Raw genomic sequence first — 23,375 nt, 5'->3', positions numbered from 1 at the left:
AGGGCCTCATTTCAGTGCAAGGAAGTCTCCATGTCCATGAACCTGCGTCAGATCGAAGTGTTCCGGGCGGTGATGACGACGGGTTCCATCAGCGGCGCATCCCGTGTGCTGCACGTGTCGCAGCCCGCGGTGAGCCGCCTGCTGTCCTATACCGAGAGCCGTCTCGGCTTCGCGTTGTTCGAGCGCATCAAGGGCCGGCTCTATGCCACGCCGGAGGCCAAGCAGTTGATTCGCGAGGTGGAGAACGTGTACCTCGGCGTGCAGCGCGTGAGCGAGCTGGCGCACGATCTGGCCGATCGGCGACATGGTCTGCTGCACGTGGTGTCGAGCCCGAGCATCGGCCAGACGCTGATTCCGCAGGTCATCGCGCGCTTCCGGCAGAGCAACGCGGATGTGCGGGTGACCTTCCAGTTCCTGAGCTATGCGCATCTGAAGGATCGGTTGCTGAATCGCCAGGCGGATCTCGGCGTGGTCATCCTTCCGATGGACCATCCGAACCTGCAGGTGACGCCGATCGCGCGTGGCACGATGGTCTGCATCTGCCCGTACAACCATCCGTTGGCCCGCCGGTCGACGCTGAAGCTCGCGGACCTGCGACCGTTTGCGCTGGTGAGCTATGGGCGCGACACCCCGCTGGGCATGCGCATCGCCGACATGTACGAGGCGGTGGACGAGCCGTTGAAGGCGGCGATCGAAGTCGGCTCGCCGCAGAACGCCTGCGCGCTGGTCGAGATGGGGGCGGGCATCGCCATCGTGGACGAGTTCTCGGTGCGCAGCTGGCCCGCGAATCACTTTGTCGTTCGGCCGTTGGCCGGTGCACCTTCGCTGATCGCGAACCTCGTGTATCCGTGCTACGAGCCTTTGTCGCAGCCGGCGCAGGCTTTCGTCGGTACCTTGCGTGCGTTGCTGGCGCAGCAGGGCTTTGCTTCGCCGGATGCGGATGTGCCGGCGAATGACGGAGCTTCCGAGCTGCTGCGTCACGCCGCCTGAGGCAGCGGCACGCCGGACCACGCCATAACGTCCTGTTAAGGACGCACCACAAATCAGCATACGACAAGCGCCGCCGCGCGCCACACCATTGCGTCCGACGCCTCGCGTTGCGTCAACTCACTTTCCCAGGACCCCGCCCATGCTCAACGAAGCTGCCCGTACGACGCCCGACTGGACAGTGATCCGCGGCGGCCGGCTGGTCGAGCCCGGCGTGCCGATGCCCCGCACGGTCGACATCCTCATCAAGGACGACACCATCCACGAACTCGGCGCGCCCGGCATGGTCGTGCCCGAAGGCACGCAGGGAGTCGACGCCGCCGGCATGCTGCTGCACCCCGGGCTTGTCAACGCCCACACGCACGGCCACGGCAATCTCGCGCGCGGCATGGGCGACCGCTGGACGCTGGAGCTGCTACTCACCGCCGGCCCGTGGATCAGCGGCAACCGCTCCTCCGAGGACAAGCACCTCGCCACGCTCATCGGCGCGTCGGAGATGCTGCTAAAGGGCTGCACCGCCTGCTACGACTTGACCTTCGAGTTTCCGAGCCCGACCGTGGAGGGCATGCAGGCCGCCGCCGCGGCCTACACGCAGGCGGGCATGCGCGCCGTGCTCGCGCCGATGGTGGCGAACCTGAGCTTCTTCGAGGCGATTCCGGGGCTGCTCGAAGCGCTTCCGCCCAAGCTGCGCAAGGAAGTGGAGCGAATGCGCATGGCGCCCACCGATTCGATCCTGAAAGCCATGGCCGACACGGTGAAGCACTGGCACGGCGACACCGGCCAGGTCCGGCTCGCCATCGCGCCGACCATTCCGCACCACTGCACCGACGAGTTCCTGATCGGCTGCCGCAACCTCGCGCACGAACACGGCCTGCCGATGCATTCGCACGTGTCCGAATCGAAGGTCCAGGCCATCGCCGGCATGCGCACCTACGGCACCACGCTCACGGCGCACATGGACAAGCTCGGCCTCGTCGGTCCCGGCTTCACCGTGGCCCACGGCGTATGGCTGGATGACGACGACATGAAGCTGCTCGGCGACAGGGGTGCCTCGGTCGCGCACAACCCGGGCAGCAACATGCGCCTGGGCAGCGGCCTCGCGAACATGCGCAGGATGCTGTCGAGCGGAGTGAACGTGGGCATCGGCACCGACGGCTCCAACTGCTCGGACAACCAGAACATGTTCGAAGCCATGCGCCTCGCTTCGATGGTGTCGAAGGTGCAGGGCCCGGACTGGCAGAACTGGATCACCACCGGCGAAGTGCTGCGCGCCGCCACGGTGGGCAGCGCGCGGGCGCTGGGCTTCGGCGACACGCTGGGCCGCATCGCGCCAGGCTACAAGGCGGACGTGGTGTTCCTCGACAGTCGCAACATCAACATGATCCCGCTCATCAACATCACCAACTCGCTGGTGCATGCCGAGGACGGCGGCGCGGTCGACTCGGTGATGGTGGGCGGGCGCATGGTCGTCGCGCAACGCAAGCTGCTGCATGTCGACATGCACAAGCTCGCGCGCGACGCGGAGAACGCCGTCGAGCGGCTCGAGCGCCTGAACCACTCGAACCACGCGCTCTATTGCGAACTGGAGCCGGTGGTCGGCAGCTTCTGTCCCGGCTTGGCGGCGGAGCCCTTTCACGTGCATCGCTACGGCGCGTGCCAGCACACCCACTGAAACGCCTTCCCTGATCCGGTCGACATTCGAATGACAAAGACACTCTCTCCAAGCGGCGCCATGAGCGCCACCGGCGTCTACACGATCTGCCCGACGCCCTTCCTCGCCAACCGCGAGATCGATCTCGAAAGCATCGCCACGCTGGTCGAATTTCAGGTCGATGCCGGCGCCGCGGGCCTCGCAGTACTGGGCTTCCTCGGTGAAGCGCACAAGCTCTCGGCGCAGGAACGCAGGGACGTGATCGGCGCCTTCATCAAGGCGTCGGCAGGGCGCCTGCCGGTGTGGGTCGGCGTGCGCGCGCTCGGCATCGCGGGCGCGGTAGAGCAGGCGGTCGAGGCCGAGGCGCTGGGCGCGGCGGCTGTGTTCGTCGCGCCGCTGGACAACGCGTCAGACACGGTGCTCTTCGACTACTACCGCACGGTCGCGCAATCGGTCGGCATCGCCGTCGCCATCCACGACTTCCCCGATTCCTTCGGTACCGAGATCAGGCCTGAGCTGGTGGCACGCCTCGCGAAAGAAGGCGGCGTGAACATCATCAAGATGGAAGAGCCGCCCGTCGGCCCGAAGATCACGCGCATCCGCGAACTGGCCGGCGACGCCATGCGCATCTTCGGCGGTCTCGGTGGCGTGTATTTTCTCGAAGAGCTGCAGCGCGGGGCCATCGGCACCATGACGGGCTTCGCGTTCCCCGAAATCCTGGTGCGCATCCACGCGCTCTACGCGGCCGGCGACGTGGCGGGCGCGGCGGCCGTGTTCGACAAGTACTGCCCGCTCATCCGCTACGAATTCCAGCCCAAGGTGGGGCTGGCGCTGCGCAAATACATCTACATGCGGCGCGGGGCGATCGGCTCGGCAGCCATTCGCTCGCCCGGCATGCGCATCGATGCTCTGACCGAGGCCGAGATCGAAGCTGTCGTGGCGCGCGTCGGCCTGTCGCTCCAAGCGACCGGCGCGCAGGCGATCGCATAGTGGGTGACGACGATGAACACTTCCGTCGCTGATCCCGCCGCGCCCTTCGACCTCACCGTGCGGGGCGGCCGCATCTCCACCGCCACCGAGACCTTCACCGCCGACATCGGCGTGCGCGGCGGCGTCATCGCCGCCATCGCGCCCGGTCTGCCGGCGGGACTGCGCGACATCAACGCCACCGGCCGCTGGGTGCTTCCCGGCGGCATCGACAGCCACTGCCACGTCGAACAGCTCTCGGGCATGGGCGTGATGTGCGCGGACGACTTCCACTCGGCCACCGTGTCGGCCGCGTTCGGCGGCACCACCACCATCATTCCCTTCGCGGCGCAGCACCGCGGCATGGCGATTCCGAAGGTCGTGGCCGACTACGCGGCACTCGCGCGCGAGAAGGCCGTCATCGACTACGGCTTTCACCTGATCCTCGCGAACCCCGACGATCAGGCGCTGAAGCAGGACCTGCCGCAGGCCATCCGCGACGGCATCACATCGCTCAAGGTCTACATGACCTACGACCGCCTGAAGCTCGACGACTACCAGCTGCTGGACGTGCTGAAGCTCGCGGGCGAGGAGGGCGCGCTGGTGATGATCCATGCCGAGAACCACGACATGATCCGCTGGATCGCGCGCCGCCTTCTCGATGCCGGCCGTGTCGCGCCCAAGTATCACCGCGTGGCGCACGATCCGCTGGCCGAGACCGAGGCCACGCAGCGTGCGATCGCGCTGTCGCGGCTCATCGACGTGCCCGCGCTGATCGTGCACGTGGCCGGCGCCGAAACGGTGCAGGTGCTGCGCGACGCGCGCGCGCTGGGCGCCAGCGTGCATGCGGAGAGCTGCCCGCAGTATCTCTTTCTCACGGCCGACGACCTCGACAAGCCCGGGCTTGAGGGCGCCAAGTTCTGCTGCTCGCCGCCGCCGCGCGACGCGGCTTCGCAGCAGGCGGTGTGGGACGGCTTCAAGGACGGCACGCTGTCCGTGTATTCGTCCGACCACGCGCCCTACCGTTACGACCAGAGCGGCAAGCTGCCGTATGGCGATGCGACCACCTTCAAGGACATGGCCAACGGCGTGCCCGGCATCGAGCTGCGCATGCCGCTGCTGTTCTCCGAGGGGGTGATGGGCGGCCGCATCACGATCGAGGAATTCGTCGCGCTCACTGCCACCAACCACGCCCGCCTCTACGGCCTGCTGCCGCGCAAGGGAACCATCGCGATCGGCGCCGATGCCGACATCGCGCTGTGGAACCCCGGGCGCGAGGTGCAGGTGAGCACCGCGATGCTGCACGACAACGTGGGCTACACGCCCTATGAAGGCCGTACCGTGCGCGGCTGGCCCGAGGTGGTCGTGAGCCGAGGCCGCGTGATCGTCGAGGACGGCCGGATGCACGCCGAACGCGGATCGGGCCAGTACCTCCCGCGCGGCATACCCGAGCCGCTGGCCGCGCACGCGCGCCGCGCCGCCGATGGCGCCTCCAGCCCATTTTTCAAGCGCCTCAAAGGCATGCAGAAAGACCCTGAATGAGTTCCACATCGCGCCGCTTCGGCCTCGCCGTCGCCCAGCTCGGGCCGGTTCATCTCGCGAACAGCCGCGCTGGCGTCGTCGCCCGCCTTGTCGCCATGATGCGCGAGGCGCGCAGCCGCGGCGCGCGCATGGTGGTGTTTCCCGAGCTCGCGCTTACCACCTTCTTTCCGCGCTACTGGCTGCCCGACGCGGAGGTCACCGAGCGTTTCTTCGAGCCCTCCATGCCGAGCGCCGAGACGCAGCCGCTCTTCGACCTCGCGCGCGAGCTGCGCATCGGCTTCTATCTGGGCTACGCCGAGCTCACGGAGGACGGCCGGCGCTTCAACACCGCGGTGCTGGTGGACGACCAAGCGAACATCGTCGGTCGCTACCGCAAGATCCATCTGCCCGGCCACTCGGACCACAAGCCCGAAGCGCCGTTCCAGCACCTGGAGAAGAAGTACTTCGAGGTCGGCAATGAGGGCTTCAAGGTCTGGAAGACGCTCGGCACGCGGATCGGCATGTGCATCTGCAACGACCGGCGCTGGCCCGAGACCTTCCGCGTGATGGGCCTGCAAAGCGCCGAGCTCGCCGTGCTGGGCTACAACACGCCGAGCTGGAACATCCACTGGAGCGAGCCGCCGCACCTGCGCATGTCCAGCCACCTGTTGTCGCTGCAGGCCGCGGCCTACCAGAACGCGATGTGGGTCGCGGCTTCGGCCAAGTGCGGGGCCGAGGACGGCTTCCACATGATCGGCGGCTCCGCCATCGTCGCGCCCAGCGGGGAGATCGTCGCGCAGGCGCAGGGGGAGGAAGACGAGGTGCTCGTCGTCAACGCCGACCTCGCGCTGGGCGACAACTTCCGCGAGCACGTCTTCAACTTCGCCAAGCACCGGCGGCCCGAGCACTACGGGCTGATCGTCGAGCGCACCGGCGCCGGCGAGTCGCTGGGCGGGCCACCCCTTTCCACTTCAACTTCATCTCTCCAGGAGTAGCCACCATGAGCGAACTGAACCGCGTTGTCGCGATCCGCGTGCTGGGGGCAGCGCTTGCCGGCGCCGCCGTGTTTTCCGCCACGGCGCAAACAGGCGCGCCGCTCAAGACGGGCGTGGACGCGACCTTCGCGCCGCACGCGATGGTCAAGCTCGGCGGCGGCCTGCAGGGCTTCAACATCGAGCTCGGCGAAGAACTCGCCAGGCGCGAAGGCCGCAAGCTCGAGATCGAGGGCACCGAGTTCTCGGGCCTCGTGCCCGGACTGAACGCGAAGAAGTACGACTTCATCCTCGCGCCCGTTACCGTCACGCCCGAGCGCGCCAAGGCCATGCTCTTCACTGAAGGTTACCTGGATACCGACTACACCTTCGTCATCAAGAAGGGCACGGCGCCCATCGCCGCGCTGGAGGAGCTCAAGGGCAAGACCATCGCCGTCAACAAGGGCTCGGCCTACGAGAACTGGGCCAAGGACAACGCGCAGAAGTACGGCTTCAGCTTCGACGTGTACGGCACCAACGCCGATGCGGTGCAGGCGGTGCAGTCGGGCCGCGCCTTCGCCAACCTCGCGGGCAACACGGTGGCCGGCTGGGCCGCCAAGCAGAACCCGGCGGTGCAGACCAGCTACACGGTGAAGACCGGCCTGGTCTGGGCGCTGGCCTTCCGGGCCGATGACAAGGCTGGCCGCAACGCGGCCTCGATGGCGCTCAAGTGCATGAAGCAGGACGGCACCGTCGCTAGGCTCGCGGAGAAGTGGTTCGGCGCCAGGCCCGATGCATCGGCCACCGCCGTCAAGCTCGCGCCCGGCCACGGCGTGCCGGGGCTCGAGGGCTACGACGCCACGCCCGTCACGCCCAGCTGTTCGTGAGCACTGCGGTCCTCGAAGTCGTCGGCCTGCACAAGGCCTACGGCGCCACCCCTGTGCTGCGCGGCATCGACCTGCGCGTGCGCGAGGGCGAACTCGTCTGCGTGATCGGGCCTTCGGGCTCGGGCAAGAGCACGATGCTGCGCTGCTGCAACCGGCTCGAGGAGCCGAGTGCCGGACAGATCGTGGTCGAGGGCCACGACATCACGCGCGCCGATGCGAACCTCAACCGCATCCGGCAGCGCATCGGCATGGTGTTCCAGCAGTTCAACCTGTATCCGCATCTGGACGCGCTCGGCAACGTGATGCTGGCCCTGCGCCTGGTGCAGGGCCATTCGAAGGACGAAGCGCGCCGGCGCGCGCTCGCGGCACTGGAGCGCGTGGGCCTCGCGGACAAGGCGGCCTCGCGTCCGGGGGAGTTGTCGGGCGGGCAGCAGCAGCGCGTCGGCATCGCGCGCGCGATCGCGCTGGAGCCGGGCGTGATGCTCTTCGACGAGCCAACCAGTGCTCTCGACCCCGAGCTGGTCGGCAGCGTGCTGACCGTGATGCGCGAGCTGCGAGAAGCCGGCATGTCGATGCTGGTCGTCACGCACGAGATGGCCTTCGCGCGTGCCGCCGCCGACCGCGTGGTGTTTATGGATGGCGGCGTGGTCCTCGAGGAGGGAACACCCGCACAGGTCTTCGAGGCGCCGGTGCATGAGCGTACGCGCGCCTTCGTGTCGCGGCACCATCACGCGCGCAGCTGAACCGCATGAACTGGTTCGACCGCCTGGTCTTCACCTTCTTCAACACCGAAGTCGCGGCGCGCTATTTGCCCGACATCGTCAAGGGCATGGGCGTGACGGTGGCGCTCGGCCTCTGCGTGGCCGCGACCGGGTTGGCGCTGGGCCTGCTGCTGGCCGTTCTGCGCACCCTGCACAGGCCGTGGTTGTCTTTGCCCATCGTGGCCTTTGTCGACATCCTTCGCGCGCTGCCGCCGCTGGTCGTGATCATCGTGCTGTTCTTCGCGTTCCCGTACATCGATCTGGCAATGTCCTCGTTCACCGCGACCTGGATCGCGCTGTCGCTGGTGCTCGCTGCCTACGCCGAAGAGAGCATCTGGGCCGGCCTGCTCGCGTTGCCGCGCGGCCAGCTGGAGGCTGCGCGCTCGACCGGCCTCACGTGGTGGCAGTCGATGCGCCGCGTGCTGCTGCCACAGGCCCTGCGCATCGCGGTGCCGGCCCTGACCAACCGCGTGATCTCGACCACCAAGAACACGGCGTTGGGCTCGGTGGTCGCGCTGAACGAGGTGTTGAACAACGCGCAGTCGGCCAGCAGCAACGCGGGCAATCCAACGCCCCTGACGCTCGGCGCGGTCGCATACCTCGCAATCTTCCTGCCGGTGGTTTTGAGTGCACGCTGGCTCGAGACGCGTTGGCGTTGGAAAAGATGAAACTCACACTCCATGGACGCCATCCTCCAGAACTTCTTCAACCTCGCGGTGTACCGAGAAGTCTTCGGCTTCCTGCTCGGCGGGCTGTGGACGACGGTATGGCTGTCACTGCTGGTGATCCCGGTCGGCGCGGCATCGGGCCTCGCGATCGCGCTGCTGGCCACGCAGACGCGCAGGCGCTCATTGCGAATTCTGCTCGCAGCCTATGTCGATTTCTTTCGCGCTTTTCCGCCGCTGGTTCTGTTGATCTTCATCTATTTCGGCGTGCCCTTCCTCGGCATCGACTTGCCGAAGCTGATGGCCGTGGCGATCGGTTTCATGCTCAACAACTCGAGCTACTACGCGGAGGTGTTTCGTGCCGGCATCGAGAGCGTGCCGGTCGGCCAGATGGAGGCCGCGCGCTCCACGGGCCTCACGCGCGCGCAGGCGCTGCGGCATGTGATTGTTCCGCAGGCCGCGCGCAACGTGCTGCCCGACCTGGTCGGCAACAGCATCGAGGTGGTGAAGCTCACGACCATCGCCAGCGTGGTCGCCATCCCCGAACTCCTGCGGGTGGCGCGTGACGCCCAGTCGCTGATCTACAACCCGTCGCCGATCGTGCTGGCGGCGCTGATGTATCTCGCGGTGCTGTGGCCGCTGGTGCGCTGGCTGAGCCGGCTGGAGCACCGGCACATCAGGGCGCGCTGAGGCGGTCGCCTCTCGTCGTGCTGACTGTGAACTAGCATGAGCTGGTGCGCGTCGTAGTAGTGGCGCGAAACCCTTTGGCCGCCATGGCGCAGGACACCGCGCCGGTCATGCCACTGTCGCAGGCCGTGGAGGATGATGATCTTGTCCCAGAACGTGCGCTCAGCCTCGACGGTGATGACGTTGCCAACGCGAAGATCAAGATCAGGAAGATCAGCCGCGATATACGGCGTGACCGAAGCGGACGTATGCGGATCGAGGGCCGACTTCGCGCCCGCTTCGATCTTGACGGCGGACCGGATGTAGTCATCCGTGCGTGCCGTCGCCGCCGGGGACCAGAGCAGCAAAGTCTGTTCATCGGCATCGTCAGGGTCGCGCTCCAGTTTCATGCGGCCTTTGCCAATAGCATCGATACGCTGCGCAAGCTGGCTTGTCAGCGAACCGTTGATGAAGGCCTGACAGGCCTCGCGAATTGCATCGAGTCTTTTGCGTTGCTGCTTGCCGCTGAGCCCATCAAGCTCTGCGGCATCGATGGCTTGGCCGATGTCTTCGCGGAACACCGTGATATCGATGTCCTCAGAGAAGCGGGGGATGAGGTCGAAGGCCTTCGAGAGCGATGTCCCGCCCTTGAAGAGCAGGCGGGGACTTCCGGCCTCAAGACCGTTGAACAACGCGTCGAGCGTCCAGCACACCCAAAAGTCCTTCTCGACGTTCTGCACGGCGGTGCCGAGGCGCGCGGCGGTTTCTACGAAGAGCGCACCTCTGTCAGCATCGCTCGATGCAATCACTTCTTCATAGGCTGTGTTCATCGCGGCTCCGCCGGGGTGCGGGCGGGCGAAGGCTTGCGCCGTGAGGCGGCCCTTGCCGGATCAGGTGGATCAGTGGCTGGCATCGGGTCGAAGCCCGGGATGGTCCTCAGGAAGCTTTGCATCCACGCGGGCAAAACGCTGAAGCCTTGCGTCAAATCACTCCGGATGTTGTCACCGTGTTTCGGATCGCTGAGAAGGCGCGCAAGCATCTTTCTGATGCGGTCACCGTCTCCGGGGAGCGTGTCCCTGAGCCAGTGCAACGCCTGGACGACCCGCATGGCCGGTCTACCCGCCCAATAGAGGCGGCTCGGCGCAGTCGGCTTGAACTCGATGGTGAGCTTGTCGAGGTGGATGGAGCGGGGCTGCGTATCTGTGTAGATCGTGACGCGCGCCGGAACGGCATCGGTCAGCCCGAGGTCGTTGGCTGCTGTCATTCCATCGACGAGGATGCGCGCCTGGTCGCGCCGCGCGAGCGCATCGACCACTGCACGGTAGTCAGGTGAAGCGGGACGCTTGGTGAGACTGTTGAGGGCGGGGCGGTCATACAAGCCGCGGTCGATCCGGCGCAACGCGCCACGCGCGACCATGCGTTGCAGCGTCTTGTCGATGGCGGCGCGCGTTCCCAACGCGGCGAAGTCAGTGGGGACCCAAACATAGCCAGGCGCGGCGGCGTCGAGCATGGCTGTAATGCGATCTACGGTGTGGGACATTTGAACCCTTTGTCCGAAGTTTATATATAAACTTCGGACAGATGGCAAGCCATCAGAACCACAGCGTGTCCGAACTTTATATATAAATTTCGGACAATTGGACCTATTATCCTGGGGCACCCACTACTAGCGTCTTCGCTTCGTTCCGCCGCTTATCTAGCGTCAGCCTGGACGATCGGGGCGAACCAACTTGATTTGCAGACAGTTGGGTAGTCGGTAAGGTGCAGGGTCTAGACGAAACTCGACGGGTTCGAGTGCGTTCTGCACTGTCCTCTGTGAGACCGGTTGTCAAACGTTCAAAAGACGGTGCGCAGCGCATCTGACGCTCCTTGAAAGGCGCGGCTGCTCGGCCCCGCTACGACACCGACTGCGGAATCGTGAACACCATGTTTGCCGCGCCGCGGAATTCGCCCTTCGTCACAAGGAACCACAGCGTCGCGTGGTCGCCGAACAGCTCGCCAACGTTGCCGCTCGCGGCGGCGCGGCGCGCGACCATCATGCCGTAGGTGTTGGCGCGCGTTTCAGCGGCGGTGAAGTGATTGCCGATGACGCTCATGAAGATGCCGGCACAAACCACCATGTCGGCCGTGAAGGTGTTGCCCGTCAGCACCACGGTCTGGAACAGGCCCCGTGCCTGTCTGACGGTCAGCAGCTTGATGGTTTCCGCGCCTAGCGCCAGCCGCGTCACCAGGTTGTGCGCGAAGACCAGTTGGCCGGTGCCGGGTTGGACCTCAAAATCGCCGGGCTGCAGCGCGCGCAGCAACGCTTCGCGCGGCACTTCGGGGTCGGGGATGCCGTAGAACGCCACGTCGCCCGCGAACTGGCAGTGCGTGATTTCGCAGACGCTGGTGATCTCCTGGAACACAGCCGCTGCTCGTATCGCCGCCGGCAGCGTGCAACCGCGCATGCGCAGCACGCGCGCGTTGCCCACGGCCAGCCAGGGCAGCTGGCTGTCGTTCCTGCCGGCCACGTGCACGCCGTCGAGTTCAACCTGGGCGTTGTTGTTCAGCGCGATCAGCGCGCGGCCGCTCAGCGTCAGCTGCAGGTCGCGCAGTTCCAGCGCGGCCAGGCCGGCCAGGGCGATCGGGCCGGTAGCCGCGATCACCGCCGTAGGCCCGCAGCCGTGCAGCGACAGGCGCCGCGCGGGTCGCGTGTTCGCCGCGTCCAGCTGCAGGCCGGCCTCCAGGCGGTGCTGGCCTGGCAAGAAGCAGATGCACAGCGAGGGGCGCGCAGCCAGAAGCTTCTCCAGCAGTTCGCTATTCAGTTCAGGGAAGTTGCCCCCCTCGCCGATCGTGATCTCGCAGCCGCCACCCCCATCGCTGGTGGTCGGTGTCGAGGCCGTGGCCGCAAACACCAGCACCTGCTCGGACACGGGGCTGCCGCCGCTGGTCAGCAGATGCGCGCGCACGCGCTGGTGCTGCGGCGTGCCCAGCTGCCATGGGCATTCGGCCAGCCCCTGGGCGTTGCAGCTCGCGTCGAAGGCGTTGGCCGGCGGACTGCCCACGCTGCCGGCGCCGACCTCCACGGTGAAGCGCACGCGCGCGCCGGGCACCGGCAGTGCGCCGCGCATCACGCGAACGCGCAGCGGCTCGGGCAACGCGCCGCCGGGCGTGGTGTCCTGGCCGTCGCCACCCACATAAAGCAGTTGCGTCATCCTGGTGAGCGGCGGGAACAGGTCGCGGCAGTCGGAGATGGCCGTGACCAGGCCGTTGGCATCCACCGTCACCAGGCCCAGGCGGGCCCAGCCGTCGCGCACCCCGGCCGGAGGCTCGGCGACGGGTTCGCCGTCGCCGTCGCGCGGCCATTCCACGTCGGCCGTGACGGTGCGCGCCGGGATCTGCCAGTAGTCGCCCGGGCGGTAGCTGCTGCCGGGCGCAAAGCGGATCTGCACGCCGTCCTCCAACGTGGTCCAGTCGCCTTCCTCCACCGCCAGCGCGTTCTCGCCGACCGCGGTCGGCGTGTGGTCCCAGCGCCGCAGCACCGGATGGCGCGCCGGGTCCTGGCCCAGCGTGCCGGCGGGCACGCCGGCCAGCACCAGTTCCAGCGCATCGTTGCCATCGTGCAGGTACTCGAAGAGCTGGCCGGCGCGGCCCTGCAGCTCGGCCTCGTCGTCGACCAGTTCCACGCGGTCGTGCAGGGCCAGGTCCAGGTTGGCGTCGCGGCCGCGTGCGGCCAGACGCACCGTGGTGCGGTTGGCGGCGGTGTCGATGCTGACTTCCTGCACCGCGTAGGCGACCGAACCGTTCTCGCGCGACCACTTGAACCTGGCTGCGCCGGTCGTGTCCACGGCGTGGATTTCCACGCGGTAGAGCTGGTTCTCCAGCCGGCGGTAGCCTGCGCTGGCGGCGATCTCGCAGACGCCGGTCGCGGCCAGCTCGGGTTCGGCGCGGGCGGCCAGGCGGGCGGCCGGCGGCGCGGTCAGAGCGGTCCAGGCGGCCACGTCGGCGCCACAGTGCCAGGCGGCGTTGTTGGGCGCAGCCGGCAGGGCGAGCGCGCGCACCTGGGCCACCTGCTGTGCGCGCGTGGCCGTGTCGGGCCCGCCCAGCGCCACCTCGCGAATGCCGGGGGCCTCCAGCGCGCTCACATGGCGTTGCCAGGCGCGCAGGTAGATGAGGTGCGTGCCAGCCGCGAGCCGAAACGGCACGCCGCCGTCGGGCTGGTTGGCCAGCGAGAAGGCCTGCTCCCATTCGCACAGCTGGCCCTGCGCGTAGTAGCGGCCCGCGCCGATGCGCAGGCTGGCCGCCGGTAGTGCCGCGGGCGCGCCGGCGCCGGTGGCGGCCACGCGCCAGGCCTGGCCGCCGCCGACCAGCCAGGGCGCCTCGGTGCCGGCCACTGCAAGCCCGGCCAGCGCCGGGCTTGCGGCCACGGGCTGCGCGCTCCAGGTGTTGCCGCCGTTGGTCGTGGCCAGCAGCGTGCCGTCGTCACCGGCGATCCAGCCGTTGTTGGCGTCGCGAAAACGCACGGCGCGCAGCCTGGCGGTGCTGCCGCTGGTGGTGGCCGTCCAGGTGGCGCCGCCGTCGATGCTGCGCAGCACGGTGCCGCCATCGCCCACCGCCCAGGCCTGGCCGCCGGTCAGCGACACCGCGCGCAGCGTGGCGGTGCTGCCGCTGTCCACGCGGCTCCAGGCCGCGCCGCCGTCGGTCGTACGCACGATGGCGCCGCCCGGCCCCACGGCCAGGCCGTCCTGCGCGCTGGCGAAGGCCACGGCGTACAGCCGGTCCACGCCGCCGGCGTGACGCGTCCAGTTGGCGCCGCCGTCCACGGTGCGCAGCACCAGGCCGCCGTCGCCCACGGCCCACGCGTGCTGTGCATCGAACACCGCCGCGCCGCGCAGCGTCTGCAGGCTGCCGGAGTTCTGCACGGTCCAACTGCTGCCCGCGTTGTTGGTGCGCAGCACGGTGCCGCCGTCGCCCACGGCCCAGCCGGTGTTGGCGGCGCGTCCGATGGCGCGCAGGTGCCGCGTGCTGCCGGTGCTGGCGAGGGTCCAGGCCGCACCACCGTTGGTGCTGACCAGCAGCGCGCCATCCTCGCCGGCGATCCAGACGCTGTTGGCGTCGGCCGCGTGCACCGCCAGCGCGCCCATGCCGGCCGACAGCGCGAAGCCGGCGTTCTCGGCCGGCGCGCCGCTGACGCCGATCACATCCTCGGCCAGCCGCTCGGCGCGGTGGCGCGTGATGTCGCCCTGCTCGTTGAAATCAGCATCGGTGATCACGCGGCCTTGCTGCACGCGCACGGCGGTGTAGTGCGCGCCGGGCGCGAAGGTCTCGCGCGAGAGATCGGCTTTCATGGTGTCCTCCTCAATTGGCGAAATGCACGCTGGCAGCCAGGCCCAGGCGCAGGTATTCGGTCAGCGCGTCGCGCAGGTTGGCCTCGCGCTGCGGCTGCTGCAGGTGTTCGTAGGCGCCCATCTCGGCGCCGCTGGCTGCACCGGTGCGGATCTGAACCGCGCAGCGCAGCTCCAGCTGGCCCAGTGCCGGGTCGCCGTAGCGGCGCGAGACGAACAGCGGCCGCACCGTGGCCTCTACCTCGGCGCGCACGGTGTCCTTCTCGGCCGCCGTGGCGGTGGAGGGCAGGGCGGCGATGCGCGCCTCGGTCTCCAGTTGCGGCTGGCAGCGGTAGCGCCGTGGCACCTGCGATGCCGGGGGTACGTAGCTGAAACGCACGCAGCCGATCTGGCGTCGCTCGGCCAGCACCGGCGCGTCGAAGATGCAGTCGCTGGCGTTGAGCGACAGCGCATTGACGGCACCGAAGAAGCTGGCGCGCTGAAGGTCCAGCGCGGCCTCGGGCGCGTCCAGCGCGGCCGTCGCCGTGCCGTCGGCGAGGCCGATGATGCCGTCGGCCACTTCCACGCCCCGCACCGGGCCCGCCACGGCGATCGGCGCGCAAAGACTCTGCAGCAGCCGCAACTGCAGGCGCGGGCTGTCGGCGCCCACCGTCAGGTGCTGCGCGCCCAGCACGGTGTCGGGCAGCAGCGTGCAGTGCGCGAGCTCCAGTTGCCCCAGGTTGCCGGATGCCAGCAGCGGCCCTTGCAAGAGCAGGCCATGCAGGAACAGCGCGCCGGGGTTTGCCGCATCGGCATCGGCCGCGCCGCGCACCTGCAGCCGGCCTTGCCAATGCGCGCGCACCTGCCGCGCCTCGAAGCGGCCGGGTACGCGCTCCACGCTGCCGGGCGGTGCGCCGGGGATAGGCTGCAGCGGCCACTGGCCCGCCACCACCAGCAGCTGCGAGGCTTCCGGGATCTCGATCTCCAGCGCGGACGCGGTGTCGATCTCCGACAGGCTGTCCATGACGACGATGACACCGGTGCGCCCGGCCGGTTGCGCGTTCCAGGCCTCGACCGCCTCGCGCAGCGTGGCGAACAAGGTGCCGCCGCCGTCGTCGGGCAGCAGGTGCGACACGCCCACCTGCCAGACCTCGGGGTCGAAGAAGCCTCCCGGGTCTTCTTCGGCCGTGCTGCCGTCGGCCGCGCGGTTGGCCGCGCGAAGGGCCGCGCTGCGCTCGTAGGGGCCGCCACCGATGTCGGCCACGCTGCCGTGGGCCGCATGCAGCCACACGCGCTCCACCTCGAGCGCGGCGGGAAAGCCGATGCGGCCGCGCCGCAGGTCCAGTGCCAGCGCGCGTGGCGTGGGAATCGCCAGTTCAACCGTGTCGGGGATCTCGCAGATGCAGATGTCTTCGCGCGGCACCTCCACCGGCAGCGTCTCGCCGGCCAGTTGCACGAAGCAGCGCAGCACGGGATCGCGCTCGGTCATGAAGCGCGGCGCCGGCTCGGCCTGTCCTGCCCGCAGCCGTTCCAGCTCGGCATGCAGCGCCAGTTCGCGCAGGGGTGCGCTGGCGTTCTCCTCGCGCGCGGCCTGGGTGATGGCGCCGATGCCGGTCTCGGTGCGCGGGCGGTTGAACAGGGGCGCGTCCACGCCGGCCGGATGCATGTGCCAGAAACCTTCGGCGTTGAGGCGTGCGCTGATGAAGTCGGCCGTCGTCATGTCGGCCGGCGCACCCGGCGCGCCGGTGCCCAGGAACTGCGAACGCAGCCGCCACAGGTAGATGCCGACGTTGGGGATGTTGAAGCGCCCGCCGCGCGTGGCGGCATTGCGCACCTCCAGCGTGTGGGCGAAGGGATCGAACGCGCCCGCCGAGGCCTGCGCCAGCTCGGCCGCCGCGGCATCGCGCACGCAGGCCGTCGCGGTGGGCTTGAGGCGCACATGGTTCATGTGCTGCGTCGTGCCCAGGCGCTGGAAGAACTCCACCGCCGCGGCGGGCCAGCCGGTGACGTCGCGCGCCAGTTGCTCCAGCACCAGCGCCGTCCCCTTGCGGCGGCGGTAGGCGATGGTGTTGGCGACCCAGGCGCGCGTGCTGACGCCGGCCGAGGGCACCGGCCGGATCGGCCGCGCGCCCAGCAGGTCGCCGATGTAGGGCACGGTCCATTCGTCGCAGGTTTCGATGAACCAGTTGTCGTACAGGCGCGCGGTGTCGGCTTCCACCGCCTCGAGTTCGCTTTCGATCACGGCCAGCAGCGCGCGCAGCGGCGCCCCCTGCTCGCCATCGCGCAGTCGGTGGATGACCGGCAGCAGCTGGTAGAGCCGTTCAGGGGTGAGCAGACTCATAGCGCGGCCTCCGACAGTTCGAGTGCCGCGGGGTTCAGCAGCATCAATTCAGCCGGTCTCATCGCCTTGGCCGCGCTGTCCCAGCGCCCGCCGAACGCCGGCACGACCTGCAGGTCGCTGTCGGCCGCCGTGCTTTCGCCGTAGGGCTGCAGCACGTCCAGGTCGACCGCCACCACGCCCGGCACCTGGTGCAGCAGCGCGAGCAGTTCGGCCGCCGTGACCGACTGCGCCAGGTCGCGCGCATCGAAACCGAAGGCCCATTGAAGCTTCGTCCTGCAAGCCGCGAGCACGGTGTCGGCTTCGTAGCGCGGATCGATCGCGATACGCGCCGTGCAGCGGAAGTAGCGCAGCACCGAGGCGCCCAGCACGAAGGGCTGCGACGGGTCGGACAGGTCGGCGATGGCTTGGCGCAGGTTGTCCATGACCTCGTCGCCCGGTGCGCCGCCAGTGGCGCCGGCCACCGACAGCAACACGCGGGAGCTGCCGTCAACCCATGCCAGGTCGGCGCGCGCCTTGCCAATGCCGGGAAAGGCGCGGGCGAAGTCCTGGTAGTCGGACAGCGAGACCACGCGCTCGAAGGCCAGCAAGGTCAGCGGCGCGTTTCGCCTTGCGTCGTCCAGTTGCTCGGGCCCCTGGGCGCCGCTGGCCGGCAGCGGGTTGCTCACGCCGCGCAGGCCCAGCGGCATGGCGCGCAGCATGGTCAGGGTGCGCGCCGCGACTTCGCCGTCGGGGCCGATGCCGCTGCGGTAGCGCGCCTGCACGTTCATCTGGCCGCTGGGCAGGCGGGCGCCGCTGCGGCCGTCGCCGAACAGGACCTCCATGCGTGCCTCGTTGTCGATGCGCGTGGTGTAGACATGATCGTCGGGCGCCGCGCCGTAGAGCGAGGGCTGCTCGGTCCACAAGAGCCCGTTCACGCGCAGCTCCAGCGTGCTCTTCACGCCGCTGGCCGAGGCCGCCGTCAGGTGCGTGGTCGGCGGCTTGCGCAAGGTGAAGCGCTGGAAGGGCTCCTTCGCGTCGCCGTTGCCCAGCATCTCCTGCACGCTCTCGCCATGCGTGGCGCGGACCACGTTGGCGTGGATCAGCAGGTCCTCGCGCACGTAGCTGTACGTCAACGGCTGCTGCAGCACCAGCACGCTGCGGCCGGCGCCGTGCACCACCTCGTCGAGCAGCGCGATCTCGGCCGCATCCACGCCGGGCAGGTCGTACCGCGGGCCGACGAAAGCCAGCGGCTGGCCGTGCGCCAGGCCCAGCACCATGGTCGTGAGCTCGATGCGCTTGCTGCCCGCTTCCACGGGCGACTCGATCGGCAGCTCGGCCAGCGGCTGGCGCCGGCTGGCGACATGGGCCGTCGTGTCGCGGAACAGGAAGTCCTCCGACGGCGTGGTGCTGCGCGGCTGGCCGCTGCCGTCGGCCAGCCGCAGCGCCGTGGCACGCGCCGACAGGCCATAGTCGGCGCGCGAGATTTCGCGGGCGTCGAACAAGGGATAGGCGGTGGCGTTCTCGCTGGGCGCGTCGAAAACCATCCAGCTGCCGGGCGCGAGCTTGGGCACCGGGCGCTCCAGCAGCGCATGGCAGGGCGGCAGCACCGTGCTGGCCAGGTTGCTGGTGCCCTGCGAGTCGGTCCAGATGCGGCGGCTCGCGCTCAAGGACCCACCGGCGGAGAGCGGGTCGCCGTCGTCCCAGCCGCTCGTGTAGACCGGCTCCTTGGTGTTGGTGGCCGGCAGCGAGCCCCACTTGGGCGCGTTGTGCCCGAAGAAGCCCAGCCGCTGCGAGAAGCTGAAGGCGCCGGCCTCGGGCGCCACCGGCTTGACCGGCGGCTTGAGGCTGCCCGTGATGGCCTGCACCAGCTGCAGGCTGCTCCAGCCCTGAATCGCGATCATGGCCTGCAGCTCGTTCTCCTTCCAGCTCTTGCTGGCGATGGTGCTGCCCAGCGCGCTGCTGGTGAACGGTACGCTCTCGACCTGCGCCTGCGCGTAGCCGCCGAAGGAGAAGGACAGGATCGGCACCGCCCAGTGCAGCAGCGGGGGCGCGGCCGGTGTCACCGGGTCGGGCAATTGCTCCAGCTCGATGCGCACGCGGCGCAGGGCGGGCTCGTCCTCCACCTCCAGCGCGCGCAGCACCAGGTGGCGCAGCTGGCTGCCGTTCTTGCCGACGAAGAGCAGCAGCTCGCCGGCCTGGATGCCGCTGGCCTGGTCGGAGAGGTACACGCGCGCGACGTCGAGCGCATCGACCGTGGGCTCGACGGCCAGGCCGGGGTCGAGCCGGAACAGGTTGCCGCTGCTCACACCCGGGTGCAGGCCGGCGGTCTCGCTGGCCAGGCTGCCTTCGGGATAGAGCATGGCCAGGCGCGGCTTGCCGTCGACCTCGAGCACGGCCATGTCGGCCGGCCGGGTCTGGCGCGCTTGCAGCGCATTCCACTCGGCGCGCGCGACGATGGACTCGCTGGTCTCGAAGACCTGCGGCAGCTTGCCCTGCGGCGGCACGCTTTGCACCGGCGCGCCGGCCGCGATGGTGCAGATGCCCGGGGCGCCGGTTGCGTCCTCCACGGTGAAGACCAGGTGCACGCTGGCGGCGACACCGGGCCGCAGCTCGTAGCCGACGGCGCGCGCCAGCTCCAGCACCGAGCGACGTTCGGTGGCGGTGCGCAGGAACCCCTCGTTGGCGATGCGCTCCTGGTAGAAGGTCAGCACGTCGGCCACGCAGGCCGACGCGTCCACCAGTGCGATGGCCGCGTCATCGGGTTCGCGGGTGCGCAGCGCGGCGAGCGGGCGCGGCGCATCCGCCGGCACGCCGGGCACATGCCACAGCGGCAGGCGGGCCAGCATGCGTTGGTAGAAGCCGGGCTGGGTGTCGATGCGCCAGGACAGCGCCGACAGGCCGGGCGCGTTGTAGACGACGCCGGGCTCGGCCTGGCCTTCGCAGCAGTGGCAGCCGTCCAGGGGGGTGTCGTCGCTGCTCATCGTGTCTCCTCGGAGGCATGCACCTCGAACTGGATGCGGCCGTGCTCGGGCGCGTTCGGGTCGTTGTCCAGCCGCACGATCTCCAGCCGCGCCATCGCAATGCGGCCGGCGTCGATCTCGCCATCCGGTTGCCGGCCCAGGCGCTGGAAGCGCAGCGGCTCCACATGCGAGACCCCTTGCACCGCCATCGCCGCGGCGACCACGGCGCTCAGGTAGACCGGCTCGCCGAAGCTGAAGCGGTCCGGGTGGAAGAAGCCCCCCGGGGTGGTGGCGAACACGCGCAGCAGCCGGCGCTGCACGTCGGCCGCGAAATAGCCCGGCCGGGTGCAGACGTGCAGCGCGATGTCCAGCGCCACGTAGGCCGGCGCGTCGACCTCCACGTCGTGCCCGGCCAGCCGGTAGCGGTCGATGAAGGCCGTCAGGCTGTCCTCGAAGGCCGGGTCCATGCCCTCGGCGCCGCGCCGGTCCACCGTGATGAACATGGTGTGCCAGCTGCCGGTCCAGCGCCGCGTGGCCACGGCGCGCTGCACGCGGCCGTCGCGCATCGCGACCTCGGCATAGTCCTGCGCCGTCACCGCGCGCTCCTGGCGCCGGAAGGCCTGCGGCGCGTCCATGCGCGCGCGCGCCAGCGTGACAGGGTCCACGCCGCCAGCGGCCGGCAGCGGGTTGCGCACCCGCGTGATGCCATCGAAGTTGCACAGCACATGGGAGATCGCGTCGGCACCCACGTTGCCGGCGCTGCCGTTGCCCACGCGCAGGCGCGCCGACAAGGCCTCGGCCGCGCCGGGGCGCAGGCCGTTCACGCCGTCGCCGAAGCGCAGCAGCACCTGGCCGTCGGCCTCGGTCTCGGCCACGAACTCGGCGGCAGCGGCGCCGCTTTGCAGCAGGTCGCGCCGGGCACTCCAGCGGCGGCGATCGCCGTCGCTGGTCACCAGCACCGCTTCGCGCGTGTCGGCCAGGTCGCGCCGCAACGCGGCGGTGGCACTGGCGGCCGGATCCACCAGCAGCGGCTGGCCGGCCGCATCGCGCACCAGGGCCTGGCGCGTCCACGGCAGCAGCGTGGGCTGCGCCAGGCGAAAGCGCGGCACGCGGCCGCCGGGCACCGGCACCAGGGACTCGAAGCGCGGCGCGCTGAAGCCGTGGTCGCCCAGCGCGATGTTGGCGCAGGCGCCGGCCATGTCCTGCACCAGCACGCCGGCGATGACCTTGGACAGGCACAGGTCGAAGGGCAGCGCGTCCTCGGCCTGCCATTGCACTTCGACCAGCGGCTGCTCGGTGACCGGGTCGCGCCGCGGCACGGGCGAAGGCGCGCGGCCGGGGCTGGCCTCGGGGTCCACGTGCGTGAGGCGGACCACGTGGCGCTGCTGGGCGTCGGCATCCTGCGCGAGGCCGTTGGTGGTGCCGGCGCGCGCCTCCAGCAGCAGCAGGTCACCCACGCGCAGGCGCAGGCGGTTCGCCTCGTCGTCGCGCAAGAAGGCGCGCGTGGCGCCGCGCGGCAGGCAGCAGGCCTCGTCGCTCCAGGTGTAGAAGCGCAGGTCGTTGTGCGCGCTGTAGAGCTGCAGGGGCGTCAGCAGTTCGAAGGGCTGCGCGCCGGCAGCGACCAGCGCCTGCGCGCTGTCGGGCGAGCCGAGCCGCGTGGGCGAGCCGTGTGCGCGCGTCAGCAGCAGCGTGCCGTCCAGGCCGGTCGCGCCGTCGCAGGCGGCGAGCATTTGGCCGTCGGCCGCGGCAGCGATCTCGAAGGCCACCCAGGTGCGCGCGTTGCAGCCCTCGTGCACCGCATAGTCCAAAAGACGCGCATGCCGGCGCACCGACACGCGCTGGCGCGCCGTGCCCAGGTAGGCCTCGGTCGCGACTGCGTCCTGGAAGTAGGCGATCTCGTCGGCGCGGAAGGCCAGTGCCTCGGACAGCGTGACCATCAGGTCGGCCGGGCTGCGCTCCTTCCAGTTCGGCATCAGCACCGACAGCCGGTCCAGCACCAATCGGCGGAAGCTCTGGTAGTCGCGCGCCAGGTAGTCCATGTCGGGCGCGCGTTGCGGCAGCAGCGCGCAGTCGTCCTCCACGCGGCAGTCGAAGTCGCTGGGGCAGTCGACCTTGAAGCCGAAGGCGATCTGCGCCAGCGCCGGGTCGATGCCGTCGGGCGGCGCATCGGAGCCGGCCGAGGCCACCAGCCGCAACTGGTAGCGCGAGAAGTCGCCGATGCTATCGAGCTCCACCGTCAGCACGTCGCCACTGGCCGCCACGCCGATGGCCTGCGGGTCGCGCACGCGCACACCGCCGCGGATCTCGACGTTGGCCGCGGTCAGCGGCGCGGCCGGCGCGAAGGACAGGTCGTGCACGAAATGCAGCAGCAACCGCGGCTGGCCGTGCACCACCTCCAGGTACTCGATGCCGTTGAAGGCCCGCGGTGGATCGGCCTGCGCGGCCTGGCGCACGGCGGCGATGCGTCCCGGGTTGCTGCAGAGGTATTGGCTGTTCATGTGATCTCCCGTCGGAACTGCGCCTGGCCGCTCTGCTGCGTTTCCAGCACCGTGTAGCGCACCGTCACCGACAGCGTCGCGTCCTCGCTCTCCGCGCTGACCTCGTCGATGCGCATCAGGTGGCCCAGCCACTGCTGCAGCGAGCCGTGCACCAGGGCCTGCACCGTGGCCGCCAGCTCGGGGCTGTTGGGTGCGAAGACGAGCTGCATCAGGCCGCAGCCGAAGTCGGGCCGGTTCACCCGTTCGCCCGGCACGGTGAACAGCAGCTGCTCGATCAGGTCGCGCAGGTGCGCCTCGCGCGACACCGTCGCGCTGCGGCCGCGCCCGTCGATGCGGAAGGGGAATCCGATGTCGGTGTCCATGGTGTTCACATCCCTATGACGCGGGTCTGCGCCGCCACCGCCACCAGCGGCGTGCCGGTGGGCGCGCAGATGGCCTGGCTGCTCATCAGCAGCACCGGCTGGCCGGCGGCGAACACGCGCGTGGCCGCCACGATCCATTGCGCCGTCACGCAGGGCCCGTTGCCCTGCGGCGGCGAGAAGGCGCAACCGGCCACCAGGTAGGGCGCCGCCTGCGTCGCCACCGGCTGGCCCGAGACCAGCACGCGCGGCACGGGGGCGCTGGGCGTGGCCTGGCCGCCGTGCGCGCACAAGACGGTGGCGCCGAGGTGGAGGAGGGGGCCGGACATGCTGCTGCGCCTAGACGATGGTGAGGGCGCCGGCGTTGATGGTGACCGTGGGGCCGGTCATCACGATGGACGCGCCCTTGCCGTTCTGGATGTAGATGCCGGTGTCGTTGACGATCAAGGTGGCACCGGTCGCGCTCTTGAGCATGATCCCGCCGCTGGGCCCGGGCAGGTCGCTGATGGTCAGCCCGTTCTGCAGCGGTGTCTGCATGGTGATGGCCTGCACCGCCGGCGGCGTCAGCCGCGCCAGCGCCGGCACCTCGGCCGCGCTGCCCCAGAAGCAACCGACCCAGATCGGGTGGTCGATGTCGCCCTGCTCGTACTCGATCCACACGCCCGAGCCGATCATCGGCAGCGCGAACATGCCGTTCTGGATCCCGGCCACCGGCACGCAGGGCATGGCCCAGGTCGAGGGCATCAGCCCGCCGACGTCGGGCACCTGCACCATCAACCGGCCCATCTGCATCGGATCGATGTTGTTGAGCACCATGCCGCGGTACTTGCCGTAGAACTTCTCGGGCACTGGATGGGCTC

The 23,375-nt window shown here is 69.6% G+C and carries 18 protein-coding genes; 9 read left to right on the top strand and 9 right to left on the bottom strand.

From position 1 onward, the window contains the following. Positions 1–30: 30 nt before the first annotated feature. The 9 genes from BLS74_RS05740 to BLS74_RS05700 all read left to right on the top strand — a co-directional run bounded on the left by BLS74_RS05740 (position 31) and on the right by BLS74_RS05700 (position 9,099). Positions 31–990 (top strand): LysR family transcriptional regulator, encoded by a 960-nt coding sequence (locus tag BLS74_RS05740; RefSeq protein WP_093103640.1) that lies wholly within the window; start codon positions 31–33, stop codon positions 988–990. A gap of 139 nt (positions 991–1,129) precedes the next feature. Next, entirely contained in the window at positions 1,130–2,659 is a 1,530-nt protein-coding gene (locus BLS74_RS05735; RefSeq protein ID WP_093103638.1) for an amidohydrolase family protein, read from the top strand. Between the two features lie 30 nt (positions 2,660–2,689). Then, the gene (locus tag BLS74_RS05730; RefSeq protein WP_093103637.1) at positions 2,690–3,628 is read left to right on the top strand and encodes a dihydrodipicolinate synthase family protein; all 939 of its coding nucleotides are present in this window, start codon (positions 2,690–2,692) and stop codon (positions 3,626–3,628) included. A 12-nt stretch (positions 3,629–3,640) separates the two neighbouring features. After that, the gene (hydA, locus tag BLS74_RS05725) at positions 3,641–5,146 is read left to right on the top strand and encodes a dihydropyrimidinase (protein WP_093103635.1); all 1,506 of its coding nucleotides are present in this window, start codon (positions 3,641–3,643) and stop codon (positions 5,144–5,146) included. Next, positions 5,143–6,120 carry an N-carbamoyl-D-amino-acid hydrolase gene (locus BLS74_RS05720; protein WP_093103634.1) on the top strand — a complete coding sequence of 326 codons (978 nt, stop codon included), beginning with the start codon at positions 5,143–5,145 and terminating at the stop codon, positions 6,118–6,120. The genes hydA and BLS74_RS05720 overlap by 4 nt, the downstream gene beginning before the upstream one ends. Before the next feature lie 5 nt (positions 6,121–6,125). Beyond that, on the top strand, positions 6,126–6,983 hold the full coding sequence (locus tag BLS74_RS05715) for a transporter substrate-binding domain-containing protein (RefSeq protein WP_093103633.1): 858 nt from the start codon (positions 6,126–6,128) through the stop codon (positions 6,981–6,983). Then, on the top strand, positions 6,974–7,726 hold the full coding sequence (locus tag BLS74_RS05710) for an amino acid ABC transporter ATP-binding protein (protein ID WP_093103722.1): 753 nt from the start codon (positions 6,974–6,976) through the stop codon (positions 7,724–7,726). The genes BLS74_RS05715 and BLS74_RS05710 overlap by 10 nt, the downstream gene beginning before the upstream one ends. A 5-nt stretch (positions 7,727–7,731) precedes the next feature. Then, positions 7,732–8,412, top strand: coding sequence for an amino acid ABC transporter permease (locus BLS74_RS05705; RefSeq protein ID WP_093103632.1), 681 nt, complete (start codon positions 7,732–7,734; stop codon positions 8,410–8,412). Positions 8,413–8,424: 12 nt separating this feature from the next. After that, positions 8,425–9,099, top strand: a complete 675-nt coding sequence (locus BLS74_RS05700) for an amino acid ABC transporter permease (RefSeq protein ID WP_093103630.1) — start codon at positions 8,425–8,427, stop codon at positions 9,097–9,099. On the opposite strand, the gene BLS74_RS05695 is transcribed toward BLS74_RS05700, so the two are convergent. The 9 genes from BLS74_RS05695 to BLS74_RS05655 all read right to left on the bottom strand — a co-directional run bounded on the left by BLS74_RS05695 (position 8,991) and on the right by BLS74_RS05655 (position 23,364). Beyond that, the gene (locus BLS74_RS05695; protein ID WP_093103629.1) at positions 8,991–9,905 is read right to left on the bottom strand and encodes a nucleotidyl transferase AbiEii/AbiGii toxin family protein; all 915 of its coding nucleotides are present in this window, start codon (positions 9,903–9,905) and stop codon (positions 8,991–8,993) included. The two genes, BLS74_RS05700 and BLS74_RS05695, sit on opposite strands and share 109 nt — an antisense overlap. Next, positions 9,902–10,615 (bottom strand): DUF6088 family protein, encoded by a 714-nt coding sequence (locus BLS74_RS05690; protein WP_093103628.1) that lies wholly within the window; start codon positions 10,613–10,615, stop codon positions 9,902–9,904. The genes BLS74_RS05695 and BLS74_RS05690 overlap by 4 nt, the downstream gene beginning before the upstream one ends. Before the next feature lie 355 nt (positions 10,616–10,970). Beyond that, positions 10,971–14,402, bottom strand: coding sequence for a DUF6519 domain-containing protein (locus BLS74_RS05685; protein ID WP_093103627.1), 3,432 nt, complete (start codon positions 14,400–14,402; stop codon positions 10,971–10,973). A 10-nt stretch (positions 14,403–14,412) separates the two neighbouring features. Further along, on the bottom strand, positions 14,413–16,719 hold the full coding sequence (locus tag BLS74_RS05680) for a hypothetical protein (RefSeq protein ID WP_093103625.1): 2,307 nt from the start codon (positions 16,717–16,719) through the stop codon (positions 14,413–14,415). Next, the gene (locus tag BLS74_RS05675; protein ID WP_093103624.1) at positions 16,716–19,679 is read right to left on the bottom strand and encodes a putative baseplate assembly protein; all 2,964 of its coding nucleotides are present in this window, start codon (positions 19,677–19,679) and stop codon (positions 16,716–16,718) included. Before BLS74_RS05675 ends, BLS74_RS05680 begins: the two co-directional genes overlap by 4 nt. Next, positions 19,676–22,156: a putative baseplate assembly protein gene (locus tag BLS74_RS05670; protein WP_093103622.1), complete on the bottom strand. Its 2,481-nt coding sequence runs from the start codon at positions 22,154–22,156 to the stop codon at positions 19,676–19,678. Before BLS74_RS05670 ends, BLS74_RS05675 begins: the two co-directional genes overlap by 4 nt. Then, complete coding sequence (locus BLS74_RS05665; RefSeq protein ID WP_093103721.1) at positions 22,153–22,518, bottom strand: GPW/gp25 family protein; 366 nt, start codon at positions 22,516–22,518, stop codon at positions 22,153–22,155. Before BLS74_RS05665 ends, BLS74_RS05670 begins: the two co-directional genes overlap by 4 nt. Positions 22,519–22,523: 5 nt before the next feature. After that, positions 22,524–22,844 carry a hypothetical protein gene (locus BLS74_RS05660; protein ID WP_093103621.1) on the bottom strand — a complete coding sequence of 107 codons (321 nt, stop codon included), beginning with the start codon at positions 22,842–22,844 and terminating at the stop codon, positions 22,524–22,526. 10 nt (positions 22,845–22,854) lie between these two features. Continuing rightward, complete coding sequence (locus BLS74_RS05655) at positions 22,855–23,364, bottom strand: phage baseplate assembly protein V (protein WP_093103619.1); 510 nt, start codon at positions 23,362–23,364, stop codon at positions 22,855–22,857. Positions 23,365–23,375: the final 11 nt, after the last annotated feature.

The organism is Variovorax sp. CF079 (genome assembly GCF_900101545.1).
Classification (GTDB): domain Bacteria; phylum Pseudomonadota; class Gammaproteobacteria; order Burkholderiales; family Burkholderiaceae_C; genus Variovorax.
This window is presented reverse-complemented; position numbering and strand designations above follow the sequence as displayed.